20 protein-coding genes are annotated in these 19,760 nt (G+C 71.1%); 5 read left to right on the forward strand and 15 right to left on the reverse strand.

Going from position 1 to position 19,760, the window contains the following annotated elements; all coding sequences use genetic code 11:
- Nucleotides 1-146: 146 nt before the first annotated feature.
- Nucleotides 147-1,451: an aspartate aminotransferase family protein gene (locus VKT83_11910; GenBank protein HLY23158.1), complete on the reverse strand. Its 1,305-nt coding sequence runs from the start codon at nt 1,449-1,451 to the stop codon at nt 147-149.
- Between the two features lie 82 nt (nt 1,452-1,533).
- On the opposite strand from VKT83_11910, the gene VKT83_11915 reads away from it, so the two are divergent.
- Nucleotides 1,534-2,559, forward strand: coding sequence for a Gfo/Idh/MocA family oxidoreductase (locus tag VKT83_11915; protein ID HLY23159.1), 1,026 nt, complete (start codon nt 1,534-1,536; stop codon nt 2,557-2,559).
- Nucleotides 2,560-2,566: 7 nt separating this feature from the next.
- Here VKT83_11915 and VKT83_11920 read toward each other — a convergent pair whose 3' ends face one another.
- From VKT83_11920 to VKT83_11940, 5 genes are all read right to left on the reverse strand, one after another.
- Nucleotides 2,567-3,409: an ABC transporter permease gene (locus tag VKT83_11920; GenBank protein HLY23160.1), complete on the reverse strand. Its 843-nt coding sequence runs from the start codon at nt 3,407-3,409 to the stop codon at nt 2,567-2,569.
- Entirely contained in the window at nt 3,406-4,368 is a 963-nt protein-coding gene (locus VKT83_11925; GenBank protein HLY23161.1) for an ABC transporter permease, read from the reverse strand. The genes VKT83_11920 and VKT83_11925 overlap by 4 nt, the downstream gene beginning before the upstream one ends.
- A gap of 42 nt (nt 4,369-4,410) precedes the next feature.
- Nucleotides 4,411-6,012 carry an ABC transporter substrate-binding protein gene (locus VKT83_11930; protein ID HLY23162.1) on the reverse strand — a complete coding sequence of 534 codons (1,602 nt, stop codon included), beginning with the start codon at nt 6,010-6,012 and terminating at the stop codon, nt 4,411-4,413.
- Nucleotides 6,013-6,129: 117 nt separating this feature from the next.
- Nucleotides 6,130-6,699 carry a hypothetical protein gene (locus tag VKT83_11935; protein ID HLY23163.1) on the reverse strand — a complete coding sequence of 190 codons (570 nt, stop codon included), beginning with the start codon at nt 6,697-6,699 and terminating at the stop codon, nt 6,130-6,132.
- Nucleotides 6,696-8,216 (reverse strand): gluconokinase, encoded by a 1,521-nt coding sequence (locus VKT83_11940; protein HLY23164.1) that lies wholly within the window; start codon nt 8,214-8,216, stop codon nt 6,696-6,698. Before VKT83_11940 ends, VKT83_11935 begins: the two co-directional genes overlap by 4 nt.
- Nucleotides 8,217-8,317: 101 nt before the next feature.
- Between VKT83_11940 and VKT83_11945 the strand changes: the two genes are divergently transcribed.
- Together VKT83_11945 and VKT83_11950 are read left to right on the forward strand one after the other, a co-directional pair.
- Nucleotides 8,318-8,470, forward strand: a complete 153-nt coding sequence (locus VKT83_11945) for a hypothetical protein (GenBank protein ID HLY23165.1) — start codon at nt 8,318-8,320, stop codon at nt 8,468-8,470.
- Nucleotides 8,463-9,836, forward strand: a complete 1,374-nt coding sequence (locus VKT83_11950) for an amidase (protein HLY23166.1) — start codon at nt 8,463-8,465, stop codon at nt 9,834-9,836. The genes VKT83_11945 and VKT83_11950 overlap by 8 nt, the downstream gene beginning before the upstream one ends.
- 18 nt (nt 9,837-9,854) lie before the next feature.
- Here VKT83_11950 and VKT83_11955 read toward each other — a convergent pair whose 3' ends face one another.
- Complete coding sequence (locus VKT83_11955) at nt 9,855-10,349, reverse strand: J domain-containing protein (protein HLY23167.1); 495 nt, start codon at nt 10,347-10,349, stop codon at nt 9,855-9,857.
- Between the two features lie 134 nt (nt 10,350-10,483).
- Between VKT83_11955 and VKT83_11960 the strand changes: the two genes are divergently transcribed.
- Nucleotides 10,484-10,624: a hypothetical protein gene (locus VKT83_11960; GenBank protein ID HLY23168.1), complete on the forward strand. Its 141-nt coding sequence runs from the start codon at nt 10,484-10,486 to the stop codon at nt 10,622-10,624.
- 95 nt (nt 10,625-10,719) lie between these two features.
- A complete protein-coding gene (locus VKT83_11965) occupies nt 10,720-11,673 on the forward strand; it encodes an NAD-dependent epimerase/dehydratase family protein (GenBank protein ID HLY23169.1) in 954 nt (317 codons plus the stop codon).
- A gap of 20 nt (nt 11,674-11,693) precedes the next feature.
- Here VKT83_11965 and VKT83_11970 read toward each other — a convergent pair whose 3' ends face one another.
- The 8 genes from VKT83_11970 to pstB form a co-directional block, all read right to left on the reverse strand.
- On the reverse strand, nt 11,694-13,265 hold the full coding sequence (locus VKT83_11970) for a long-chain-fatty-acid--CoA ligase (protein HLY23170.1): 1,572 nt from the start codon (nt 13,263-13,265) through the stop codon (nt 11,694-11,696).
- A gap of 29 nt (nt 13,266-13,294) precedes the next feature.
- Nucleotides 13,295-14,494: a dihydrolipoamide acetyltransferase family protein gene (locus VKT83_11975; GenBank protein ID HLY23171.1), complete on the reverse strand. Its 1,200-nt coding sequence runs from the start codon at nt 14,492-14,494 to the stop codon at nt 13,295-13,297.
- 40 nt (nt 14,495-14,534) lie between these two features.
- Nucleotides 14,535-15,542, reverse strand: a complete 1,008-nt coding sequence (locus tag VKT83_11980) for an alpha-ketoacid dehydrogenase subunit beta (GenBank protein ID HLY23172.1) — start codon at nt 15,540-15,542, stop codon at nt 14,535-14,537.
- Nucleotides 15,539-16,522 carry a thiamine pyrophosphate-dependent dehydrogenase E1 component subunit alpha gene (locus tag VKT83_11985; GenBank protein HLY23173.1) on the reverse strand — a complete coding sequence of 328 codons (984 nt, stop codon included), beginning with the start codon at nt 16,520-16,522 and terminating at the stop codon, nt 15,539-15,541. Before VKT83_11985 ends, VKT83_11980 begins: the two co-directional genes overlap by 4 nt.
- Nucleotides 16,519-16,809, reverse strand: coding sequence for an Lrp/AsnC ligand binding domain-containing protein (locus tag VKT83_11990; protein ID HLY23174.1), 291 nt, complete (start codon nt 16,807-16,809; stop codon nt 16,519-16,521). Before VKT83_11990 ends, VKT83_11985 begins: the two co-directional genes overlap by 4 nt.
- A 27-nt stretch (nt 16,810-16,836) precedes the next feature.
- Complete coding sequence (locus tag VKT83_11995) at nt 16,837-18,174, reverse strand: M20/M25/M40 family metallo-hydrolase (protein HLY23175.1); 1,338 nt, start codon at nt 18,172-18,174, stop codon at nt 16,837-16,839.
- A 92-nt stretch (nt 18,175-18,266) separates the two neighbouring features.
- Nucleotides 18,267-18,932: a phosphate signaling complex protein PhoU gene (gene phoU / locus VKT83_12000; GenBank protein ID HLY23176.1), complete on the reverse strand. Its 666-nt coding sequence runs from the start codon at nt 18,930-18,932 to the stop codon at nt 18,267-18,269.
- Nucleotide 18,933: 1 nt separating this feature from the next.
- Complete coding sequence (gene pstB, locus VKT83_12005) at nt 18,934-19,752, reverse strand: phosphate ABC transporter ATP-binding protein PstB (GenBank protein ID HLY23177.1); 819 nt, start codon at nt 19,750-19,752, stop codon at nt 18,934-18,936.
- Nucleotides 19,753-19,760 lie beyond the last annotated feature (8 nt).

Here is a 19,760-nt window from a genome sequence, read left to right on the forward strand (position 1 = left end):
GGATCCGTCGGGTGCCGCGCACCAGGCTCTGGTGAATCTGCATGGGGCCAGTATAGCCATGGCCCAGCGGTTGATAGCGCCGAGTCCGTCGCGACACCCTTCAACGAGGGTCTTTCGGATCTATCTGAACCTGTACAGGCGCGGGGCTATCGCGCGGCCGCGCGCACCTCGCCGAGGGCCTCGCGCGCGGCGGCCACGGTCCGACCGACGTGGTCGGCCGTGTGGGCCGTGGACACGAGCCAGCGGCCGCTCGGCAGCACGCGAACGCCGCGCCTGCGCATCGCCGCGGCGAACACCTCGTACGCGGCGGCGCCCGCCGTCCGCGCGGTGGGCGCGTCCGCGATGCACGTCCGATCGGTGATCCACATTTGGAACACGGGCCCCGGGCCCTGCGTGAGCACCGGCACGCCGTGCTCGGCGCCCGCCTCCCGCAGGCCCGCCATGAGGGTCTGCGCGGTCGCGGTGAGGCCCGCGTACGGTGCGCCGCCGTCCGCGGCGAGCGCGTCGAGCGTCGCCCGGGCCGCCGCCATCGCCGGCGGGTTTCCATTATATGTCCCGCCGTGCAGGGTACCGCCGCGAGACAGCACCGCCATCAGGTCGCGCCGGCCGCCCACGACGCTCAGCGGGAATCCGTTCCCGACCGCCTTCCCAAAGACCGTGAGATCGGGTGTGACGCCGAGCAGAGACTGCGCGCCGCCGAGCGCCACGCGGAAGCCCGTGATGACCTCGTCGAAGATCAGCACCGTCCCGTCGCGGGTGCACCACTCACGGATCGCCGCCAGCAAGCCGGGGGCGGGCGGAATGACGCCGGTGTTGCACAGAATAGGCTCGAGGATCACCGCGGCGATCTGGCCGCGGTACCGCGCCGCGGCGTCACGAACCGCGGCGACGTCGTTCCACGGCAGCACGAGCAGCTCCCGAACCGCCGACGGCGGCTGCCCCGCGCTGCCGGGGCGCGCCGGGGCGATCGGCTCGTCGGTGTCCGAGCGGTCAGCGACGTGAATCGCGTCGAACCAGCCGTGATAGTGGCCGTCGAAGCGCACGACCGGCCAGCGGCCGGTCGCGGCGCGGGCGATCCGCAGCGCCGCGTGCGCCGCCTCGGATCCCGAAGACGTGCAGCGGATGACCTCCACCGAGGCCACCGCCCCGCTGATCCGCTCGGCGACCTCCGCTTCGAGCGGATGCTGCCCGGCGAACACCAGCCCCTCGCGCACGGCGCCGGCGATCGCCTCCGTCACGCGCGGATCGGCATGGCCGAGAATCACCGCGCCCATGCCGAGGACGTAGTCGATGTGCCAGCGTCCGTCGGCGTCCTGGACTTCGGCCCCCCGGCCCCGCGTCACAACGAAGGGCGCGGGGCGCTCGGCGAGCCGAATGTTGCTGTTGACGCCACCGGCGAGGTGGCGCCGGGCCCGTGTCATGTACTCTTCCGACCGGTCGGGCCGCTCCATACGGCGCTCCTTCCATCCGGCGGCGCCCGGCGCCTGCGTTCGCGCGGAGGACTGCCCCGGTCGCGCCCCGTATGTCAGCCGCATGACACCCTCACGGCTCGGCGTGGGCATCCACGGCGCGGGAAACGTGAGCACCCAGTACATCGAGGCGTTCACGCGCAACCCCCACACCGAGATCCGGATGATCACGAGCCGGACGGCGGATCAGGCCCGGCGCCGGGCGGCGCAGTACGGCTTGGCGTGCGACGCCGGCGACCGGCTCGACGCGCTGCTCGAGCGCGACGACGTGCACATCGTCGCGATCTGCACGCCGAATCACCTCCACGCGGAGGAGGCGATCCGCGCGGCCCGCGCCGGCAAGCACCTCGTCGTGGAGAAGCCGATCGCGCTCACGCTGCCGGAGCTGCGCGCGCTGGTGAGCAAGGTCGAGGAACACCGCGTCAAGGCCACGGTGGGCTTCGTACTGCGGTGGAACCCCCTCGTCCGGATGGCGCGCCGGCTCGTGCACGACCGCGCGCTTGGCGACCTCATGCTCGTCGAGGCGGACTACATTCACCGCGTCGACCCCGCGCGGCCCGGCTGGGAGTGGAAGGGCCGCGCGGCGACGAGCGGCGGCACGCTCATGATGGGCGGCTGCCACGCGGTCGACGTGCTGCGGTTCTGCGCCGGCGAGATCGAGAGCGTCTCCGCCTACGCGACGCAGGTCGCCCGCCGGGACTTCGACTACCCGCCGACGATCACGGCGTCCCTCCGCTTCGCCAACGGGGCCGTCGGCAAGGTCAGCGTGACGTTCGAGGCGTTCAGCCCGTACCTGTTCAACCTCAGCCTCTACGGCAGCCGCGGCACCCTCCGGAACAACCGCCTGTTCGCGGCCGCCCTCGACGGACAGACCGATTACGTGACGATTCCGACCGTGCTGCCCGACAGTGCCGACGTGGCCCACCATCCGTTCCAGGCGGAGGTGGACGACCTCGTGGCCGCGATCCTGGAGGACCGGCCGCCGCTGGCCGCGCTCGCGGACGCCGCCCGCAGCCACGAAGTCTGCCTCGCGATCGACCGCGCCTGGACGGAGGAGCGCCGGGTCGCGCTGCCGCTGCCGCCGGAGTAGACGCGACTTAGCGGTTGTGGCGGCGGGGATCGAGGAGATCCCGAAGCCCGTCGCCGACGAGGTTCAGCGAGAACACCAGCACGAAGATGGCCGTCCCGGGAAAGAACGCGTACCACGGCGCCTGGAACAGGAAGTTGCGCGCGCTCGCCAGCATGACGCCCCACTCCGGGGTCGGCGGCTGCGCGCCGAGCCCCAGGAAGCTGAACGACGCCTCGTACAGCACCGCGTACGCGAACCCCAGCGAGACCAGCACCACCAGCGGCCCGATCAGGTTCGGCAGCAGCGTCCGCACGATGATGTAGGGCACCGGCGCGCCGATCGCGTGGGCCGCCACCACGTACTCGCGCTCCCGCTCCGCGATGATCGCCGACCGGGCCACCCGCGCGAAGTTCGGCAGCGACGCGATCGCAATGGCGAGCACCACGCTCGGCTCGCCTGGGCGGAGCACGGCGACGATCGCGATGCCGAGCAGCAGCACCGGAAACGAGAAGAGCACGTCGATGACCCGGCCGGCCAGGCTGTCGTAGGCGCCGCCGAAGTAGCCCGTCGTGAGGCCGAGGGCGCTGCCGGCGACTGCCGCGAGCAGCACCGAGACGCTGCTGGCGAGGAGGGTCAGCCGGGCTCCGAAGAGCAGCCGGCTGAGGACGTCCCGGCCGAACTCGTCCGTGCCGAGCGGGTGCGCGGCCGACGGCGCCGCGAGTGTCGTCTCCATGTGCTGCGCGTCCGGCGGGTATCCGGCGAGGAGGCCGGCGCCGAGCGCCGCGAGGCACAGTGCGACCACCGCGCCGAGGCCGAACGTCAGACTCCAGCGCTTCGTGAGCCAGCGCAGGGCCCGGGCGGGCTGCCTCACTGCGAGAGGGTCGCCCGGCCCAGGCGCACGCGCGGGTCGAGCACCGGGTAGAGCAGGTCCACGATCAGGTTGACCAGTACGAACGCCGTGGCGATCAGCAGGATGATCCCCGTGGCCACCTGGTAGTCCCGGTTGAGGATCGCGTTCAGCACGAGGCGCCCGATGCCCGGCAGCGCGAAGACCGATTCGGTGATCACGGTGCCGCCGAGCAGGTAGCCCATCTGCACCCCGAGGACGGTCACGAACGGGATCAGGGCGTTGCGCATCGCGTGGCGCACCAGGACGACCGGCTCGGTCAACCCCTTCGCCCGCGCGGTGCGGGTGAAGTCCGCCCCGAGCACCTCGAGCATGCTGGCGCGGAGATACCGCATGAACTGCGTCGAGGCGAAGGTGCCGAGCGCGATCGCCGGGAGGATCATACTGCGGAGGTTCGGGACGAGGCCGCTCGCGAGCGGGGTGAAGCCGCCCGCGGGCAGCCATCGGAGATACACGCTGAACACATAGATCAGCATGATGCCGAGCCAGAACCCGGGGATGGACAGCCCGCCGAAGCCCACCGCGGTCGCGGTCAGATCAAACCAGGAGCCGGGCCGCACCGCCGACACGATGCCGGCCGGCACGGCGATCGCGACCGCGACGAGAAGCGCCAGCACGGCGAGCTCCACCGTCACGGTGGACGCCCGCGCGACCAGCTGCAGCACGGTCAGATGGCTGAAGTACGACTCGCCGAGGTTGCCGCGGAGCGCGTTCGCCGCCCACAGCGCGTACCGGACGTAGATCGGCCGATCGAGTCCCCACTGGTGGCGCAAACCGGCCACGACGTCCGGCGTCGCGTCGGTCCCCGCCATGATCTGGGCGGGATCGCCCGGGATGAAGTACGTGACCAGGAACACGAGCACGCTGACGCCGACGAGCGTGGGAACGACGCTCAGCGATCGCCACAGCAGATACTTGGCCACCTCGCGGGACGCCGCGGCCGGAAGGTCAGCCCGCTCGGCGCGTCACCGGGCGAGCCACACGTCGGCGAAGCTCTGCTGGAACGCCGCGTGCGGCACGAACCCTTTGACCGCCGCCACCGCGGCGTGCGCCGTCGAACGGTGGCAGAAGATCGCCCCCGGCAGGTGGTCCAGCCACATCTCCTGGACGCTGTAGTAGGCGACCTTGCGGGCCGGACGGGCGAACGTCGTCGCGCCGCGATGCAACTCGGCCACGTAGCCGGGAATGGCGTCCGGCGTGAGTCCGTTGTAGTTCGCCGGCACCGGCGGGAAGAAGAGGCCCGCCGAATAGGTCAACGCCGGATCGGCGGACCCGCGCGGCGGATAGTCCACCGCGGCGAAGTAGTCGTGCGACTGGTTGAGCCGCGCCGCCCACTGGCCGATGTCCACTTCCTCGATGGCCGGCCGGTAGCCGAGCGACGCGAACGTGGCCTGGACCATCGTCGACAGCTGCGTGAACTCCGGGTACCCCGACGGCGTGAGCAGGCTGAAGTTGAGTCCCTGCCCCTTCGGGTAGCCGGCCTTTTCCAGCAGGCGCCCCGCCTGGTCGGGATTGTACGTGTACTTGTGCTCCGTGCGGGGGTCGAACGCCCAGTGCGACGGGGTAAACGGGCTGTTGTCGACGCGCCCCTGCCCGGCCAGGAAGTTCTTGATGAACGCGTCGCGGTCGAGCGCATACGCCACCGCCTGCCGCGCCTCGAGCCGGTTGAACGGCGGCTTGCGGGCGTTGAGATACATCACGAACATCTGGTCAACCGGCGGCACGACGGTCACCGCGACCCGCCGGTCCGCGCGCAGCCGCGGAACCTCCAGCAGGCTGAAGTCGTACACCATGTCCACGTCGCCGGCGAGCAGCTGCGAGATCCGCGTCTGCAGCTCGGTCACCGGCTTGAGCACGATCCGGTCCACGTGGCCGGCGCCGGCCTCGTTCCAATAGCTCGGGGCGCGCTGCAGCGTCACGTGGTCGTTGGGCACCCACTCGACGAAGCGGTACGGCCCCGACCCGACCGGAGTCTTCCGCGCCAGATCCGTGCCCTGGCTGCGCGGCACGATGTCCACGTACGCAAACGCCGGGATCACTTGGTTTTCGACGGTATCGGTCTTGATCTTGAGGTGCGTCGGATCGAGCACCTGCACGTCCTGGATCGGCGCGATGAATCCCCGCAGCCACGACCCGGTCTTGGGGTCGCGGATGCTGTCCAGCGTGAACTTGACGTCCGCGGCCGTCAGCGTCTCGCCGTTGTGGAACTTCACGCCGCTCGGCAGGGTCACGACGAGGCCGGTGTTCCCGTCCGTCCATTCGAACGATTTCGCCAGCTTGGGCTTGAACTCGAGCGTGGCGGGGTCCTGGTACGAGAGCTGGTCGTAGACGTTGGTTTTGATGACCTTCCAGACGTTGAGCGTGCCGGTCCACGGATGCAGCGTGTTGATGTCCACCGATTGGCTGATCGTGAGGGTGCCGCCGTTTTTGGGCGCGGGGGCCGCCGCCAGCGCCCGGCTGAGGCCGGCCCACCCGGCGACATTGCCCGCCGCAATCCCCGCGGCCGCCCCGGCCGCCGTCCGTCCCGTGCGGCGAAGTAATTCGCGGCGTGTCAGCGACCGGGTCATAGGCATCCCCCTCCGGCTCAACGCAGATGGCTGGCGTGCACAGGTTCGCGCCTCACCTGCACGGTCCTGCGGCGCGGCGGATCGGCATCGCGCGACCCGCGTGGACGGCTCCCGTCGCTACGGGCGATTGTCCGCGGGCGTGTCGAGCCTGCGCAGTACCAGAAACACGACGAGGTCCCACGCGTTGCGCACGCCGATCACGAGGAGCAGAACGCTGGCCGCGGCCAGCGCGTTGAGCGCCTGCCCCCGCGGCGGTCCGCCCGCGGCCGCCCTCAGCAGTCCGATGCCGGCGTCGAGGTACAGCACGTATCCCACGGAGGGCATGAGCGAGTACCAGAACAGGTCGCTCCGGTCGATGGTCCTTACCCGGTATCGCTCGCGAACGAACGACAGGTTGCGCGCGATGTGCCCGAGGCTGCCGAGGCCGGTGAGCGCCAGCAGTCCGCCCAACACGCCCTCGCTCAGCGTGGGCACGAAGACGATGACCGCGGTCACCAGCACGTACACGAAGTGGATGAACGTCGGGCTCAGGAACGCGTTGAAACTCGCGGTGAGAATCGGCCGTTCCTCGGGCAGCCACCGGCTCGACCCGAGGGAGATCGCGATAAACATCAGGCCGACCAGCGTGGCCGACGCGCCGCCGAGCAGCATGTAAAAGTTCTGCCAGGGCTGTAGCTGCGCGATCATGTCTGCGTCCCCTCCCCGGCCTGCAGCGGCTCAAGCGCCCGCTCCAGGCGGACATGGCGCGCCCGCGCCCGTTCGTAGACGGCGTGGCGGGATGCGTCCGCCCGAACCTCCGGTCCCCGGGGCACCGGCATCTCCTCGATCCGGACCGCGCCCAGCGACTCGAGCGCGAGCAGCGCGGCGCCGCGGCTGCTGCCTTCATCCTCCGCGGACCGGATCATGTCGCGCCCGAAGACGTCGGCGAAGATCTGCAGCCACGCCGGAAGATGGGAGAACGCGCCGCCGCTGGCGACGATCTCACGGATCTCCGGGACCACCGTGCGTAGGGCGTCCCACACGAGCGCGAGCCGGTACGCCACCGACTCGAGCCCCGCCTGCAGCAGGTCGATCGGCCGCGTCGACGCCGTGAGGCCGAAGACCGCGCCGCGCGATGCGGCCGGCCAGAACGGACTGCGCTCGCCGGAAAGAAACGGCAGGACGGCGAGGCCGTGGGCGTCCGGCGCCCGCTCGCGCAGCGCGGCGTCGAGGCCGGCCGGATCGCCGAGCGCCAGCGTGTCGAGCAGCCACCGGTACAGGGCGCCGCCGTTGGTCACGGCTCCGCCGGTAAGCACCCGCCGCCGGTCGGCGCGGTACACCCACAGCGCCCGCGGCACGTCCGGCACCTCGCCGGACCACATCGCCCTGATCGCGCCGGACGTCCCGAGGCTCAAGGCCGCCCGGGCGCGGGCCACACAGCCGGTGCCGATGTTGGCGAGCGCGCCGTCCCCCGCCGCGGGGAGCCAGGGAATCTTGGCGAGGGCCGGCCAGCGTTCCGCGTAGTCGGCGCGCAGGCCGCTGAACGGCGCGTCGAGATCGACAAGCGGGGACAACCGCTCCGGCGACAGCCCGAGGGCGCCGAGGACTTCGCCGTCCCATTCGCAGCGGCGGAGATCCAGCATCCCGGTCCCCGACGCCATCGAGATGCTGCAGGCGGCGCGCCCGAAGAGATGCAGGGTTAGGTATTCGCCGATGCCCATCCACGTGCGCGCCGTGCCGAACACGTCGGGGCGGCTCGTCCGAAGCCACAGCAGGCGCGCCGGGAGGTAGCTGGTGTGGAAGACGCAGCCGGTGCGCCGCCGCACCGGCTCTTCGTCGAGCCGCTCTCGAAGGAGGCCGACCGCGCCGCGGCTGCGCCCGTCGGCCCACGAGTAAAGTGGCGTGACGGGGCGGCCGGAAGCGTCGACCCCGAGCACACTGTGCCAGAACGTGGAGATGCCGGCGGCGCGGATTTCGGGCGCGATCGGCCCCGCGGCGGCGAGCGTCTGGTCCACCGCCGCGCACGCCCCGGCCACCAGCGCGTCGGCGTCGGCTTCGACCCCGCCGTCCGGCGTGTACCGCCATTCCGTCGGCGCGCGCCCTTCGGTACCGGCGACCTCACGGCCGAGGCGGTCGTACACGATGGAGCGAAGCGACCCGCTTCCGAGGTCGAGGGCGAGCACGAGCGGACGCTCCGCGTCACGCGGACCGGCAACGATGGGCACGGAAGGAGGTTTGCGCCCTCCGGGCCAACACCTTTTGTGTGTCTCCGCATTCGTCCGATCACAAAGGCGATCATCAAGGGCACGGCCACAAGACCGGCGGCGTGCACGCACTCCTGCGCCTTCCCGATCACGGCGAGCGGTTCGAGGAGGAGTGGGCCGTGACGCAGCGCCGCATCGAACACGTCGCCGCCGCGCCGGTCCCCCGCGAGACCGAGCCGGCGGGCGCCCCGCGCTTCGTTCGCGGCGATGCCTGAGCCCTGGGAACTGTCCCTCAGTGACGCCGCCGCCGCGATCGCGGCGGGGCGTCTGTCGCCGCTCGAACTGATCGACAGCACCCTCGACCGACTCGAGCGCGTCGAGCCCCGCGTGCAGGCGTGGGCCCGCGTCCGCGCGGACGACGCACGCGCCGCGGCCAAGAAGATGACCGATCGGCCAGGGTCCGGAACGTCCGGTCCGCTCCGCGGCATTCCCGTCGGCGTCAAAGACATCTTCTACACCGAGGGCGTGGAGACGTCGTGCGGCTCGAAGATCATGGCCGGCTTCGTGCCCTCCTACGACGCGACGAGCGTCGCCCGCCTGCGCCAGGCCGGCGCGGTGATCCTCGGAAAGACGCACACGACCGAGTTCGCGTCCTTCGATCCCTCGCCGGCGCGCAACCCGTGGGCGCTCGACCACACGCCGGGCGGGTCGAGCAGCGGTTCCGGCGCCGCACTCGCCGCGCGGATGTGCCACGGCGCGCTCGGAAGCCAGACCTCGGGCTCGATCTGCCGGCCGGCCGCGTTCTGCGGGGTCGTCGGCCTCAAGCCGACGTTCGGACGGGTGAGCCGCCACGGCGTGCACCCGCTGGCGTGGACGCTGGACCACCCGGGACCGATGGCCCGCACGGTGCGCGACGTCGCGATGCTGTTCGATGCGGTGGCGGGACCGGATCCCTATGATCCGAGCACCGTACCGGCGCCGCCGGTGTCCGGCGCGGCCGCCGCCCTCGACGACCTCCGTGGACGCGACGCCGCGGCGCGGGGACTGCGCGTCGGGGTTCCCGACCGCTACTTCACCGACGGCCTGGACCCGGAGGGGGCGGCCGCCTATCGCGAGGCGCTGCGCGCCCTCGGCGATCTCGGGTGCCGGGTGGAAAACGTGCGGCTCCCCGAGCTCTTTGAAGCGGCGATGGACGCGCACGAGATCATCCACAACGTCGAAGCCGCGGCCGTCCACGCGGACACGTACCGCGCGCGTCCCGGCGACTACGGCCACAAGCTCCGGGCGATCATCGAAACGGGGTTTCACGTGCCGGCGCCGGCGTACGTGCGGGCGCAGCAGATCCGCACGCTGCTGATCGAGACGATACGCGAGGTGTTGCGGGACGTGGACGTGCTGGCGACGCCGTCGGCGCCCGGTCCGGCGCCGGCAGGCCTCGCGAGCACCGGGTCGCCTGTCTACAATCGCCCGTTCAGCTTCCTCGGCTTCCCGAGCATCACGGTGCCCTGCGGGTACACGAAGAGCGGGCTGCCGCTCGGACTGCAGTTCGGCGGCCGCCCGTTCGACGAGATCACGCTGCTGCGCCTCGCCGCCGCCTACGAGGCCGCGACGTCGTGGGGGTCGCGCGCGCCGGCCCTCTAAGCCTTCCTCGATGACGGCCTAGCGTCCGCCGCCGGCCTGCTGCCAGATCCGAAACAGCACGACCAGCGTCGCGACCATATCGGCCAGGTCGATCGCCGGACTTTTGATGAGACGCGCGATCATCATGCCGGCCACGACGACGATCGCAGAGTACAGCACCTTGGTCACAAAGACGGCCCACCGTTCGAGCTCGCCGCCGGGACCGCGTCCCGCGGCCGATGAATCGGGCCATATCGGCCGGCCCGTGCCCGGCATTCCGGGGCCGAGTCCCCCATCACTCCCCCTCGGCGCCATCCGGGCGCGGGCCTGGTCATATGCCCGCCGGATGTCCGGATCGCCGAGCACCGAATAGGCCTCGTTGATTAGTTTCGCGCGCTCCTCGTCGCCGCCGAGATCCGGGTGACCGCCCATCTCCCCCATCAGCGTGCGGTAGGCCTTGCGGACCATTTCCACGGAGGCACGGGGGTGCACCTGAAGGATTTCGTAGTAGTCGACTTCCGGCCGGAACCGCATCGGGCTCTCATTGTAACATCTGCGCGCGGAGGCTCAGGGTGTCGCGTACGCGGCAGGAGTTTCCTGTAACATCACGAACGGCGTCCGCAGACCCCACAACACGTCCCCCGGGGTTCGTAGAAGGGAGGCCGAAGATGCTCAGACTGCTCACGGCCCTGATCGCGGTTGCCGCGGTGGCAATCGCGGCGACGGCCGCGTTCGCGTGCAACGACCAAGTCTACACGCCGCCGCAGCCCCAGGTGCAGACACCGCCCGACGGAGGCAGCGGCTCGTAGCTCACTAGCCCACCGAGCGAGAATGACTACGGCGGCCGGGGAGTTCCCCGGCCGTCGTGCCGTCTGAACCCGATATGCAGGCAGGGGAGCGCGCCGTGGCCACATCCGAGGCTGTCGTCCTGGGCGCAACGGGGGGAGCGGGAAGCGCCGTCGTGCGCGAACTGGCATCGCGGGGACTGCTCGTACGCGCGGTGAGCCGCAGCGGCGCCGGCCCCTCGCTGCCCGGCGTGACGCCCGTGAAGGGCGATGCCACGAATCCCACAAGCCTCCGGGACGTGTGCCGCGGAGCCCGTGTAGTGTACCACTGTGTCAACGTACCCTACCCGCAATGGACCTCGCACCTCATCCCCATCGCCGAGGCGATCATCGCCGCCGCCACGTCCGCCGGGGCCAAACTCGTCGTCATGGACAATCTCTACATGTACGGCCGTCCCGACGCACCGATGACCGAGACCACGCCGCGAAATGCCCGCGGCAAGAAGGGCCGTCTTCGCATCCGGCTCGAGCACCTGCTGTTGGACGCTCATCGCGCCGGAACGGTGCGGGTCGCGATAGGGCGCGCGTCGGATTTCTACGGCCCGCAGGCCAACAGCGCCGCCACGATGCTGGTGATCCGGCCGGCAGTCTCGGGACACAGGGCGTCGTGGGTGGGCAGCCTGGATGCCCCCCACACGTTTGGTTACCTGCCGGATGTCGCGTGGGGACTGGTGACGTTGGCCGACCACGACGAGGCCTTCGGCGAAATCTGGCACCTGCCGGCCGCCGAACCCCTGACGGGGCGGGAGTTCGCCGCACTCGTTTTCGAGACACTCGGCGCGCCGCCGCGGATCGGCCTCATCCCGAAGCCGCTGATGCTGCTCGGCGGTCTTTTCTCACCCATGATTCGCGAGAGCCGCGAGGTGCTCTACCAGTTCGAATATCCCTTCGTCATGGACGCGGGCAAGTTCTCGCACGCGTTCGGCAGCCGGATCACGTCGCACCGCGCGGCGGTTCGGCACACGCTCGACGCGCTGCGCCAAACTACGCCTTCGACCGCGCGCCTCAGCTGACCGGCCGCACTTCCAAGTCTTTACTGCCGCGCGATCCCGGCGTGCGTCCCCCGTAGCACGAACTTCTGAATCTTACCGGTCGCCGTCCTCGGCAGATCGTCGACAAAGTGGAACCCTTTCGGCACCTTGAAATGCGCGAGCACCCCGCGGGCGAACTCCCGGAGGTCCGATTCGCCGGCCGCCTCACCGGCTTTGCGGACGACGAACGCGTGCGGCGCTTCGCCCCACTGCTCGTCGGGCAGGCCGACCACGGCCACCTCCTGCACCGCCGGATGCCGGAGCAGCGCCGCCTCGACCTCCACGGATGAGATGTTCTCGCCGCCGCTGATGATGATGTCCTTGATCCGGTCCCGAATCTCGACGTACCCGTCGGGGTGCACGACCGCCGCGTCGCCAGTGTGGAACCAGCCGCCGGCGAACGCCCGCGCCGTGGCCTCAGGATCGTTGAAATAGCCCTTCATCACAACGTTGCCGCGCACGACGATCTCGCCGACCGTCTGCCCGTCGTGCGGCACCTCGCCGCCCGAGGCGTCGACGACCCGCAGCTCGCCGGACGAGAACAACTCCACGCCCTGCCGCGCCTTGACGGCCGCGCGCGCCTCCGCGGAGAGGGCGGCGTGCTCGGGACGCGGCTCGCAGATCGTGATGAACGGCGACGTTTCGGTGAGCCCGTAAACGTGAACGATCTCCCAACCGAGATCGCCTTCGATCCGGCCGATCGTGGCCGCCGCCGGCGGCGCGCCCGCCGTCAGCACCCGGAGGCCGGACGGAACGTCCCGCCGGAGGGACTCGGGCGCGTTCGCCAGCCGGATCAGCACCGTGGGCGCGGCGCACATCATCGTCGCGCGCTCCTCGCGGCACAACGCGAAGACCTGGTCCGGTTCGACCCGGCGCAGGCAGAGATGCGTGCCGCCGACCGCCGTGACGATCCACACGAACGTCCAGCCGTTGCAGTGGAACATCGGCAGCGTCCAGAGGTAGCGCTCGGCCGGCGTCATGTGGATGTGGGCCAGCGTGCCGAGGACGTTCATGTAGACGTTGCGGTGGGTCATCATGACGCCTTTCGGCCGGGCCGTGGTGCCGCTCGTGTAGTTGATGGTGAGCAGATCGTTCTCCGCGATCTCCGGCCGCTCGTACTCGCCGGACGACTGCTCGAGCAGGTCGTCGTAGTCCAGCCATCCCTCGCGCCCGCCGTCGAGCGCGACGAACTGCCGGACGTTCCCGAGGGACGCGCGGATCCCGTCGATCGCGTCGAGATGCTCGGCCGCCGCGGCGACGACGCGGGCGCCGCTGTGATTGATGATGTACTCGAAGTCACCGGGAGCGAGCCGGTAGTTGATCGGCACCAGCACCGCGCCGATCTGCGGCACCGCGTAGAACGCCTCGAGCAGCCCGGAGATGTTCGGCGCGACGTAGGCGACGCGGTCTCCCGGCCCCACGCCGAAACCCTGCAGCCGGGCGGACCAGCGGTCGCACCGCCGGAAGAACTCCTCGTAGGTGAGCCGGCGGCCGCCGTCGACCACCGCCTCGCGCTCCGGATAGAGGGCCCGCGCCCGGCGGGCGAATTCGAGCGGGGTGAGCGGCAGTTCCATCGAGTCCCTCCCGGCGCGCGGCGCCCCGGCTACGGCAGCAGGAGCAGGTACGGGTGCTCGAGCACGTGCTTCACGCGCTGCAGGAACTGCGCCGCGGGCGCGCCGTCCACCACCCGGTGGTCGAATGTCAGCGACAGCGCCATCACGGGACGCACCTCGACGCGGTCGCCCACTGCGACCGGACGGCGGTGCACGCGGCCGGCGCCGAGAATCGCCGCTTCCGGCGGATTGAGGATCGGCGTGAAGGCGTCGACGTCGTACATGCCGAGGTTGGTGACGGTGAACGTGCCGCCTTCCATCTCCGCGGGCGCAAGCCGGAACGTCCGCGCGCGCTCGGACAGGTCGCGCAGCGCGGCGGAGATCTCCGCGAGAGCGGTGCGGTCGGTGTGACGGATCACGGGAACCACGAGGCCCTCGTCGAGGGCCACGGCCACCCCGACGTGGATATCCGGCAGCTGCCGCGCACCGCCGTCGGCCCACCGCGCGTTCAGGCGCGGATGATCGCGCAGCGCGATCGCCGCCGCGCGGACGATCAGGTCGGTGTAGGTCGGCCGCACGCCGCCGCGCCGCTCGAGTTCGGCGCCGACCTCGTCGCGAAGCCTCGCCGCCTCGACCATGTCCGCTTCGGTGGTGAGCGTCAGCTGCGCCGTGCTCTGCAGGCTCTCGGTCATGCGCCGCGCGATGACCGCGCGCAGCCGCGCAGAAACGGCCGCCGGAACCGCGGAGACGGAGCGCGCGGGCGCGGCCGCGGCGGTCCCTCGGGTTTCCGCCTCGACCACCCGCTGTACGTCGCGCTCGATGATGCGGCCGTCGGGTCCGCTGCCCCGAAGCGCCCGCGGGTCGATGCCGTGCGACGCGGCCAGCACGCGCGCCCGCGGAGAGATCCGCACGCGTCCGTCGCGCGGCGTGACCGTGCCGGCGGCCGCGCCGGCCGAAGCCGCCGTCGCGGCCGGTGCCGCTGCCGGCGGCGCGGCCGCGGCACCCCGTTCCCCGGGTTCGCCGATCAGGGCAATGGGCGTGGCCACCGGGGCAGTCGTACCTTCGGGGACGAGGATGCGGAGCAGCACGCCGGAGGCGGGCGCTTCCACTTCGATCGTAGCCTTGTCGGTCAACACCTCGAAGAGCGGCTCGCCCTTGGCGACGCGGCTCCCCTCGGGCTTGATCCAACGCACGATCGTGCCCTCCTCCTGGGTCAGGCCCAGTTTCGGGAGCACAACCTCCGTCGCCATCAGACGCCCCACCCCGGCGCGGACAGGTGCCCGGCCGGCATCACGCCATCAACTCGCGCGCCGCGGCGACGATGGTGTCAACCTGCGGGAGCGCAGCCATCTCCAGCGTCGCGGCGTACGGAACCGGGACGTTCGCGGCGCACAGCCGCACGGGCGGGGCGTCCAGCGCGTCGAAAGCCTGCGCGACAACCTGCGCGATGATCTCGGCGCCGATGCCGCAGCGTTCGTAGGCCTCGTGCGAGACGATGAGCCGGCCGGTCTTGCGGACGGACGCGACGATCGTCTCCAGATCGAACGGCACCAGCGTGCGCGGATCGATGACCTCGAGCTCGATGCCCTCCGCCGCCAGCTGCTCGGCCGCCTGCAGCGCCTTGTGCACCATCGTGTGGATGCCGACGACCGTAACGTGCCGGCCTTCCCGCTTCCGGTCCGCGACGCCGAGCGGCACCGTATGCTCGCCGGCAGGGACGGGGCCCTTCGTGTTATAGAGCATCTTGTGCTCGAGAAACACGACCGGGTTGTCGTCCCGGATCGCGGAGACGAGCAGGCCCTTGGCGTCCGCGGGCGTGCTCGGCGTGACGACCTTGAGGCCCGGGATGTGGCAGAACCACGCTTCCAACGACTGGGAGTGCTGCGCGGCGTTGCCGCGGCCGGCCCCTTCCTGCGCGCGGAAGACGGCCGGCACGCGGGCCTTGCCGCCGAACATGTAGCGGATCTTCGCCGCCTGGTTGACGACCGGCTCCATCGCCAGCGTCATGAAGTCGGCGTACATGAACTCCGCGACCGGCCGCGCCCCGGCCATGGCCGCGCCGACCGCGAGCGCGGCGATCGCCTCCTCGGAGATCGGCGTGTCGCGCACCCGCTCGGCGCCGAACTCCTCGACGAGCCCTTTCGTCACCCCGAATACCCCGCCGCCGCCCCAGACCGCGACGTCCTCGCCCATCACGAAGACCCGGGCGTCCCGGCGCATCTCCTCGCGCAGCGCCTCGTTGAGCGCCTCCGCGTAGGTCAGGACCCGCGTCCCGGCGTGCGTCTCGACCGCGCTCATGCGTACACGTCCTCGGCGAGCGTGCTCGGATCCGGCTCCGGGCTCGCCTTCGCGAACGCGACGGCGTCGTCGATCTCCCGCTCGACCTCCGCGCGCAGTCCGTCGGCCTCGGCCGCGGTGAGCACCCGCCGTTCGAGGAGCGCAGCGCGGAGCCGCTCGATCGGGTCCTTGGCGCGCCAAGTTTCGACTTCGGCCTTGTCCCGGTAGTTGAGCGGATCGCCGACGTGGTGGCCGAGGTACCGGTAGGTCACGCAGACCACGATGGACGGGCCGCCGCCCGCGCGCGCCCGCGCCACCGCTCCGCCCACCGTCTTGTAGACGGCGAGGGCGTCCATGCCGTCGCAGGAGAGGCCCGGAAAGCCGTACGACCCCGCGCGCACGGACGGATCGGGCACCGACGTGAAGCGGTCGGCGCGCGCCGACATCGCGTACTGGTTGTTCTCGCAGACGTAGACGACCGGCAGCCCCCAGATCGCCGCCATGTTGGCGGCTTCGTGGAAAATGCCCTGATTCAGGGCGCCGTCGCCGAAGAAGCAGACCGCGACCTCGTTGCGCCCGGCCAGCTTCGTCGCCAGCGCCGCGCCGGTCGCCAGGCCCATCCCGCCGCCGACGATGCCGTTCGCGCCGAGGATGCCGGCCTCGACGTCGGCGATGTGCATCGAGCCGCCCTTGCCCTTGCAGTAGCCCGCGGCGCGGCCGAGCAGCTCCGCCATCATGAGCCGCGGGTCCCCGCCCTTGGCGAGGCAGTGGCCGTGGCCGCGGTGCGTGCTCGTGATCCGGTCGGCCGGCCGCAGCGCCGCGCAGGTCCCGACCGCGACCGCCTCCATCCCGATGTACGGGTGCGTGGTGCCGCGCATCACGCCCTCGCGGTACAGCTCGAGCGCGCGCTGCTCGAACTGGCGGATGCGCAGCATCATGCGCAGCATGTCGACGAGCTGCGCGGAGCTGAGGTCGGGAGGCGAGCTGACGGCCGCACTCATTCCGGCTTCTCCTCCAGCCCGAGCGAGAACGGCCGCTCGAGCAGCGACTGCGGGAACGCGCGGAACGCGAGGTGGGTGTTGGTGCGGACGATGCCCGGCACGTCGGTCATCCGGCTCGTCACGCAGTCCGCGAGCTCCTCGTAATTGTGCAGCTTGAGGACCGCGATGATGTCCCACTCGCCGGTAACCGAGTAGACTTCTTCCACCCCGGGGATCTCGGCCAGCCGGCGCGCGACGTCGGCAATCCGCCGGCGCTCCGCCTGGATCATCACGAACGCGGTAAACATCGATGCGCTCCTCTCACGCCGCCGCGGTCACGCCGCGACGGCGGACCGGTAGGCGAGGTCGAGATACACGGCGGTCTGCAGCACGAGATCGCGGATCGCGACGGCCTCGTTGGGGCCGTGCGCGTGGTGGCGTCCCGGATCGCTGTCGGGATGGCCCGGCGCGAACCCGTACGCCGGCACCCCGGTCTCGCGGACGAACCGCGAATCGGTGAAGCCGCCGCTGAGGCTCGCCACAACCTCGGCCGGGCGCCCGAGCGCCCGGTGCAGCACGTCCGTCAGCATCGCGAGCAGCGGCTCGCCGGCCGGCGAGGTGTTGGCCACCGCGGTCTGGTCGACGCGCACGTCGGCCTCGCCCAAGAGGCGCCGCACCTGCGCCTCCACGTACGACGGCCCCTGGTGGGGGAGCGCCCGCACGTCGCACGTGAGGCGGCAGACGTCCGGCACGCTGTTCGACTTCACGCCGCCGGCGATCAGCGTCGGGGTGACGAGCATCCGCGAGACCTGGCGCAGGTGGTCGGCCAGCCGCGGGCTCGTCGCGTTGAGGCGTGCGATCACCGCGTCCACGTTCGACGGGATCACGGGCCCGGTCAGGCGGCTCACCGCCGTGAAGATGGGACCGCTCGTATCGCGCTCCGGCTCGTACGCGCGCAGGCGCTCGAGCGCGGCCGCGACCTTGTAGAACGCGTTGTCTCCCTGCCACGGCCGGGCGGCATGGGCGCCGCGCCCGTGGAAGGCGGCGCCGATCTCGAACCGCCCCTTCTCCCCGACGCCCAGCACGCACCAGTCACGCCCGTCGACCGGGATGAAGAAGCCTCCGCCTTCGTTCAGGCACAGCCCGCCGCGCACCCACTCGGCGCGCTCGCGCGCCACCCAGCCCATCCCGTACGCGCCGCCGGCCTCCTCGTCCGCCACGCAGACGAAGTTGACCCCGTGGGCGAGCGCGGCGCCGGACCGCTTGAGGAGAATGAGGGCCATCGTCTGCGCCGCCACGGTGCCCTTCATGTCCGCCGCCCCGCGGCCCAGCAGGTGGCCGTCCTCGACGTCGCCCTCGAACGGCGGATGGGTCCACTGCTGGGCGTCGCCGGCCGGGACGACGTCCGTGTGAGAGGCCAGGACGAGCGCCGTCCGCCCGCTGCGGCCGCTCATGCGCGCGACGAGGTTGCCGCGCTCGGGCACGCGCCCGTCGATCTCGGACTCGATCCCGGCCGCGCGCAATACGCGCGCGAGGTGCGTCGCGGCCTCGGTCTCGTTCCCGGTCGGCATGACGCCGGTGTTGGTCGTGTCGATGCGGACGAGGTCGCGGGCGAGCCCGGCGAGCTCGTCCTGGTGCTCTTCGGCGAGGCGTCGGCAGTCCGGCGTAGGCATGGGACAATCTCGTTCCCGGCGGCCCGGAGGGCTTCCTTCCGCGCCGCCGGCCCGGCCGGCGGCCCCCCGCCGGCCGCCGGCGGCGATACCGCCTAGAGGTTCAATTCCTTCAGCGTGCCCGTGACCATGTAGATCACGCGCTCGGCGATGTTCGTGGCGTGGTCGCCCATCCGCTCGAGCGCCTGGGCGGAGAAGAGCAGATGCGTGGCGCGCTGGATGTTGTGGGGATCCTCAATCATGTACGTCAGCAGCTCGCGAAATACCTGACCGTAGAGATGGTCCACCTCGTCGTCGGCGGCCGCCATCTGCTGCGCGAGGTTGACGTCGCGCTGCACAAAGGCGTCCAGGCCGGTGCGGAGCATCTGCTGCACCATTTCGGCCATCCGCGGAATGTCGATGAGGGGCTTGAGCAGCGGTTGATCGGCCATCCGCTTGGTCGCCCGCGCAATGTCCTCCGCGTGGTCGCCGATGCGCTCGAGGTCCATCGTCATCGCCCATACCGCGGCGATGGTGCGGAGATCTTTGGCCATCGGCTGCTGGGTGGCCATCAGCATGAGGCAGCGCTCTTCCAGCTCGAGGTGCAGCGCGTCGATGGCGTTGTCGGCGGCGATGACGGCCTCCGCGCCCTCGACGCTGCGGGAGCGGAGCGCTTCGACCGACCGGCGCACCGCTTCTTCGACGAGCGCGCCCATGCGGAGCAGATCGTCCCGGAGGCCCGCCAGTTCCCGGTCGAACGCCTCCCGCGTCTGGACGGTCATCTCACCCGAACCTGCCGGTGATGTAGTCTTCCGTCTGCCGTTCCTTGGGCCGCGTGAACAGCTCCGCGGTGGGGCCGTATTCGATCAGGCTGCCGGCCAGCATGAACGCGGTGCTGTCGGACACCCGCGCGGCCTGCTGCATGTTGTGCGTGACGATGACGATCGTCAGCGTCTCGCGCAGCGTCTTGGCCAGCTCCTCGATCTTCAGCGTCGACGCCGGGTCGAGCGCCGACGCCGGCTCGTCCATCAGCAGGACTTCGGGCTGCACCGCGAGCGCCCTGGCGATGCACAGCCGCTGCTGCTGGCCGCCGGATAGGCTCGTCCCGGGCCGGGCCAGCACATCCTTGACCTCGTCCCACAGCGCGGCCTGGCCCAGACTGCGTTCGGCCACCTCATCCAGGACCCGGCGGTCGCGAATCCCGTTCAGCCGCAGTCCCACCACGACGTTGTCGTAAATCGACATCGTCGGGAATGGGTTGGCCCGCTGGAACACCATGCCGACGCGGCGCCGCACCTCGACCGGATCCACCGACGGCGCATAGATGTCCTCGCCGTCGAGCAGCACGCGGCCCTCCCTGCGGGCGCCGGGGACGACCTCGTGCATCCGGTTGAGACAGCGCAGGAACGTCGACTTGCCGCAGCCGGACGGGCCGATGATGGCGGTGATCCGGTTCGCGGCAATGTCGAGCGACAGCCCCTTCACGGCGTGCGTGCGCCCGAAGTAGGCATGGAGGTCTTCAACGACGAGTTGCGACGGAACGCCGGTCTCGATGGCCTCCCCCTTCGCGAGTGCGGAGGCTATCGCGTGGTCCCACAACATCATGCTGG

It is taken from the genome of bacterium, assembly GCA_035308905.1.
In the GTDB taxonomy this organism is placed as follows: domain Bacteria; phylum Sysuimicrobiota; class Sysuimicrobiia; order Sysuimicrobiales; family Segetimicrobiaceae; genus DASSJF01.

What these genes read in the sequence shown, in the direction of transcription:
- VKT83_11960 (HLY23168.1), top strand. Translation starts at nt 10,484, where the DNA reads ATGCTCAGACTGCTCACGGCCCTGATCGCGGTTGCCGCGGTGGCAATC.
- VKT83_11980 (HLY23172.1), bottom strand. Translation starts at nt 15,542, where the DNA reads ATGAGCGCGGTCGAGACGCACGCCGGGACGCGGGTCCTGACCTACGCG.
- VKT83_11990 (HLY23174.1), bottom strand. Translation starts at nt 16,809, where the DNA reads ATGTTTACCGCGTTCGTGATGATCCAGGCGGAGCGCCGGCGGATTGCC.
- VKT83_11930 (HLY23162.1), bottom strand. Translation starts at nt 6,012, where the DNA reads ATGACCCGGTCGCTGACACGCCGCGAATTACTTCGCCGCACGGGACGG.
- VKT83_11935 (HLY23163.1), bottom strand. Translation starts at nt 6,699, where the DNA reads ATGATCGCGCAGCTACAGCCCTGGCAGAACTTTTACATGCTGCTCGGC.
- VKT83_11950 (HLY23166.1), top strand. Translation starts at nt 8,463, where the DNA reads ATGCCTGAGCCCTGGGAACTGTCCCTCAGTGACGCCGCCGCCGCGATC.
- VKT83_11975 (HLY23171.1), bottom strand. Translation starts at nt 14,494, where the DNA reads ATGGCGACGGAGGTTGTGCTCCCGAAACTGGGCCTGACCCAGGAGGAG.
- VKT83_11955 (HLY23167.1), bottom strand. Translation starts at nt 10,349, where the DNA reads ATGCGGTTCCGGCCGGAAGTCGACTACTACGAAATCCTTCAGGTGCAC.
- VKT83_11995 (HLY23175.1), bottom strand. Translation starts at nt 18,174, where the DNA reads ATGCCTACGCCGGACTGCCGACGCCTCGCCGAAGAGCACCAGGACGAG.
- VKT83_11910 (HLY23158.1), bottom strand. Translation starts at nt 1,451, where the DNA reads ATGGAGCGGCCCGACCGGTCGGAAGAGTACATGACACGGGCCCGGCGC.
- VKT83_11915 (HLY23159.1), top strand. Translation starts at nt 1,534, where the DNA reads ATGACACCCTCACGGCTCGGCGTGGGCATCCACGGCGCGGGAAACGTG.
- pstB (HLY23177.1), bottom strand. Translation starts at nt 19,752, where the DNA reads ATGTTGTGGGACCACGCGATAGCCTCCGCACTCGCGAAGGGGGAGGCC.
- VKT83_11985 (HLY23173.1), bottom strand. Translation starts at nt 16,522, where the DNA reads ATGAGTGCGGCCGTCAGCTCGCCTCCCGACCTCAGCTCCGCGCAGCTC.
- VKT83_11970 (HLY23170.1), bottom strand. Translation starts at nt 13,265, where the DNA reads ATGGAACTGCCGCTCACCCCGCTCGAATTCGCCCGCCGGGCGCGGGCC.
- phoU (HLY23176.1), bottom strand. Translation starts at nt 18,932, where the DNA reads ATGACCGTCCAGACGCGGGAGGCGTTCGACCGGGAACTGGCGGGCCTC.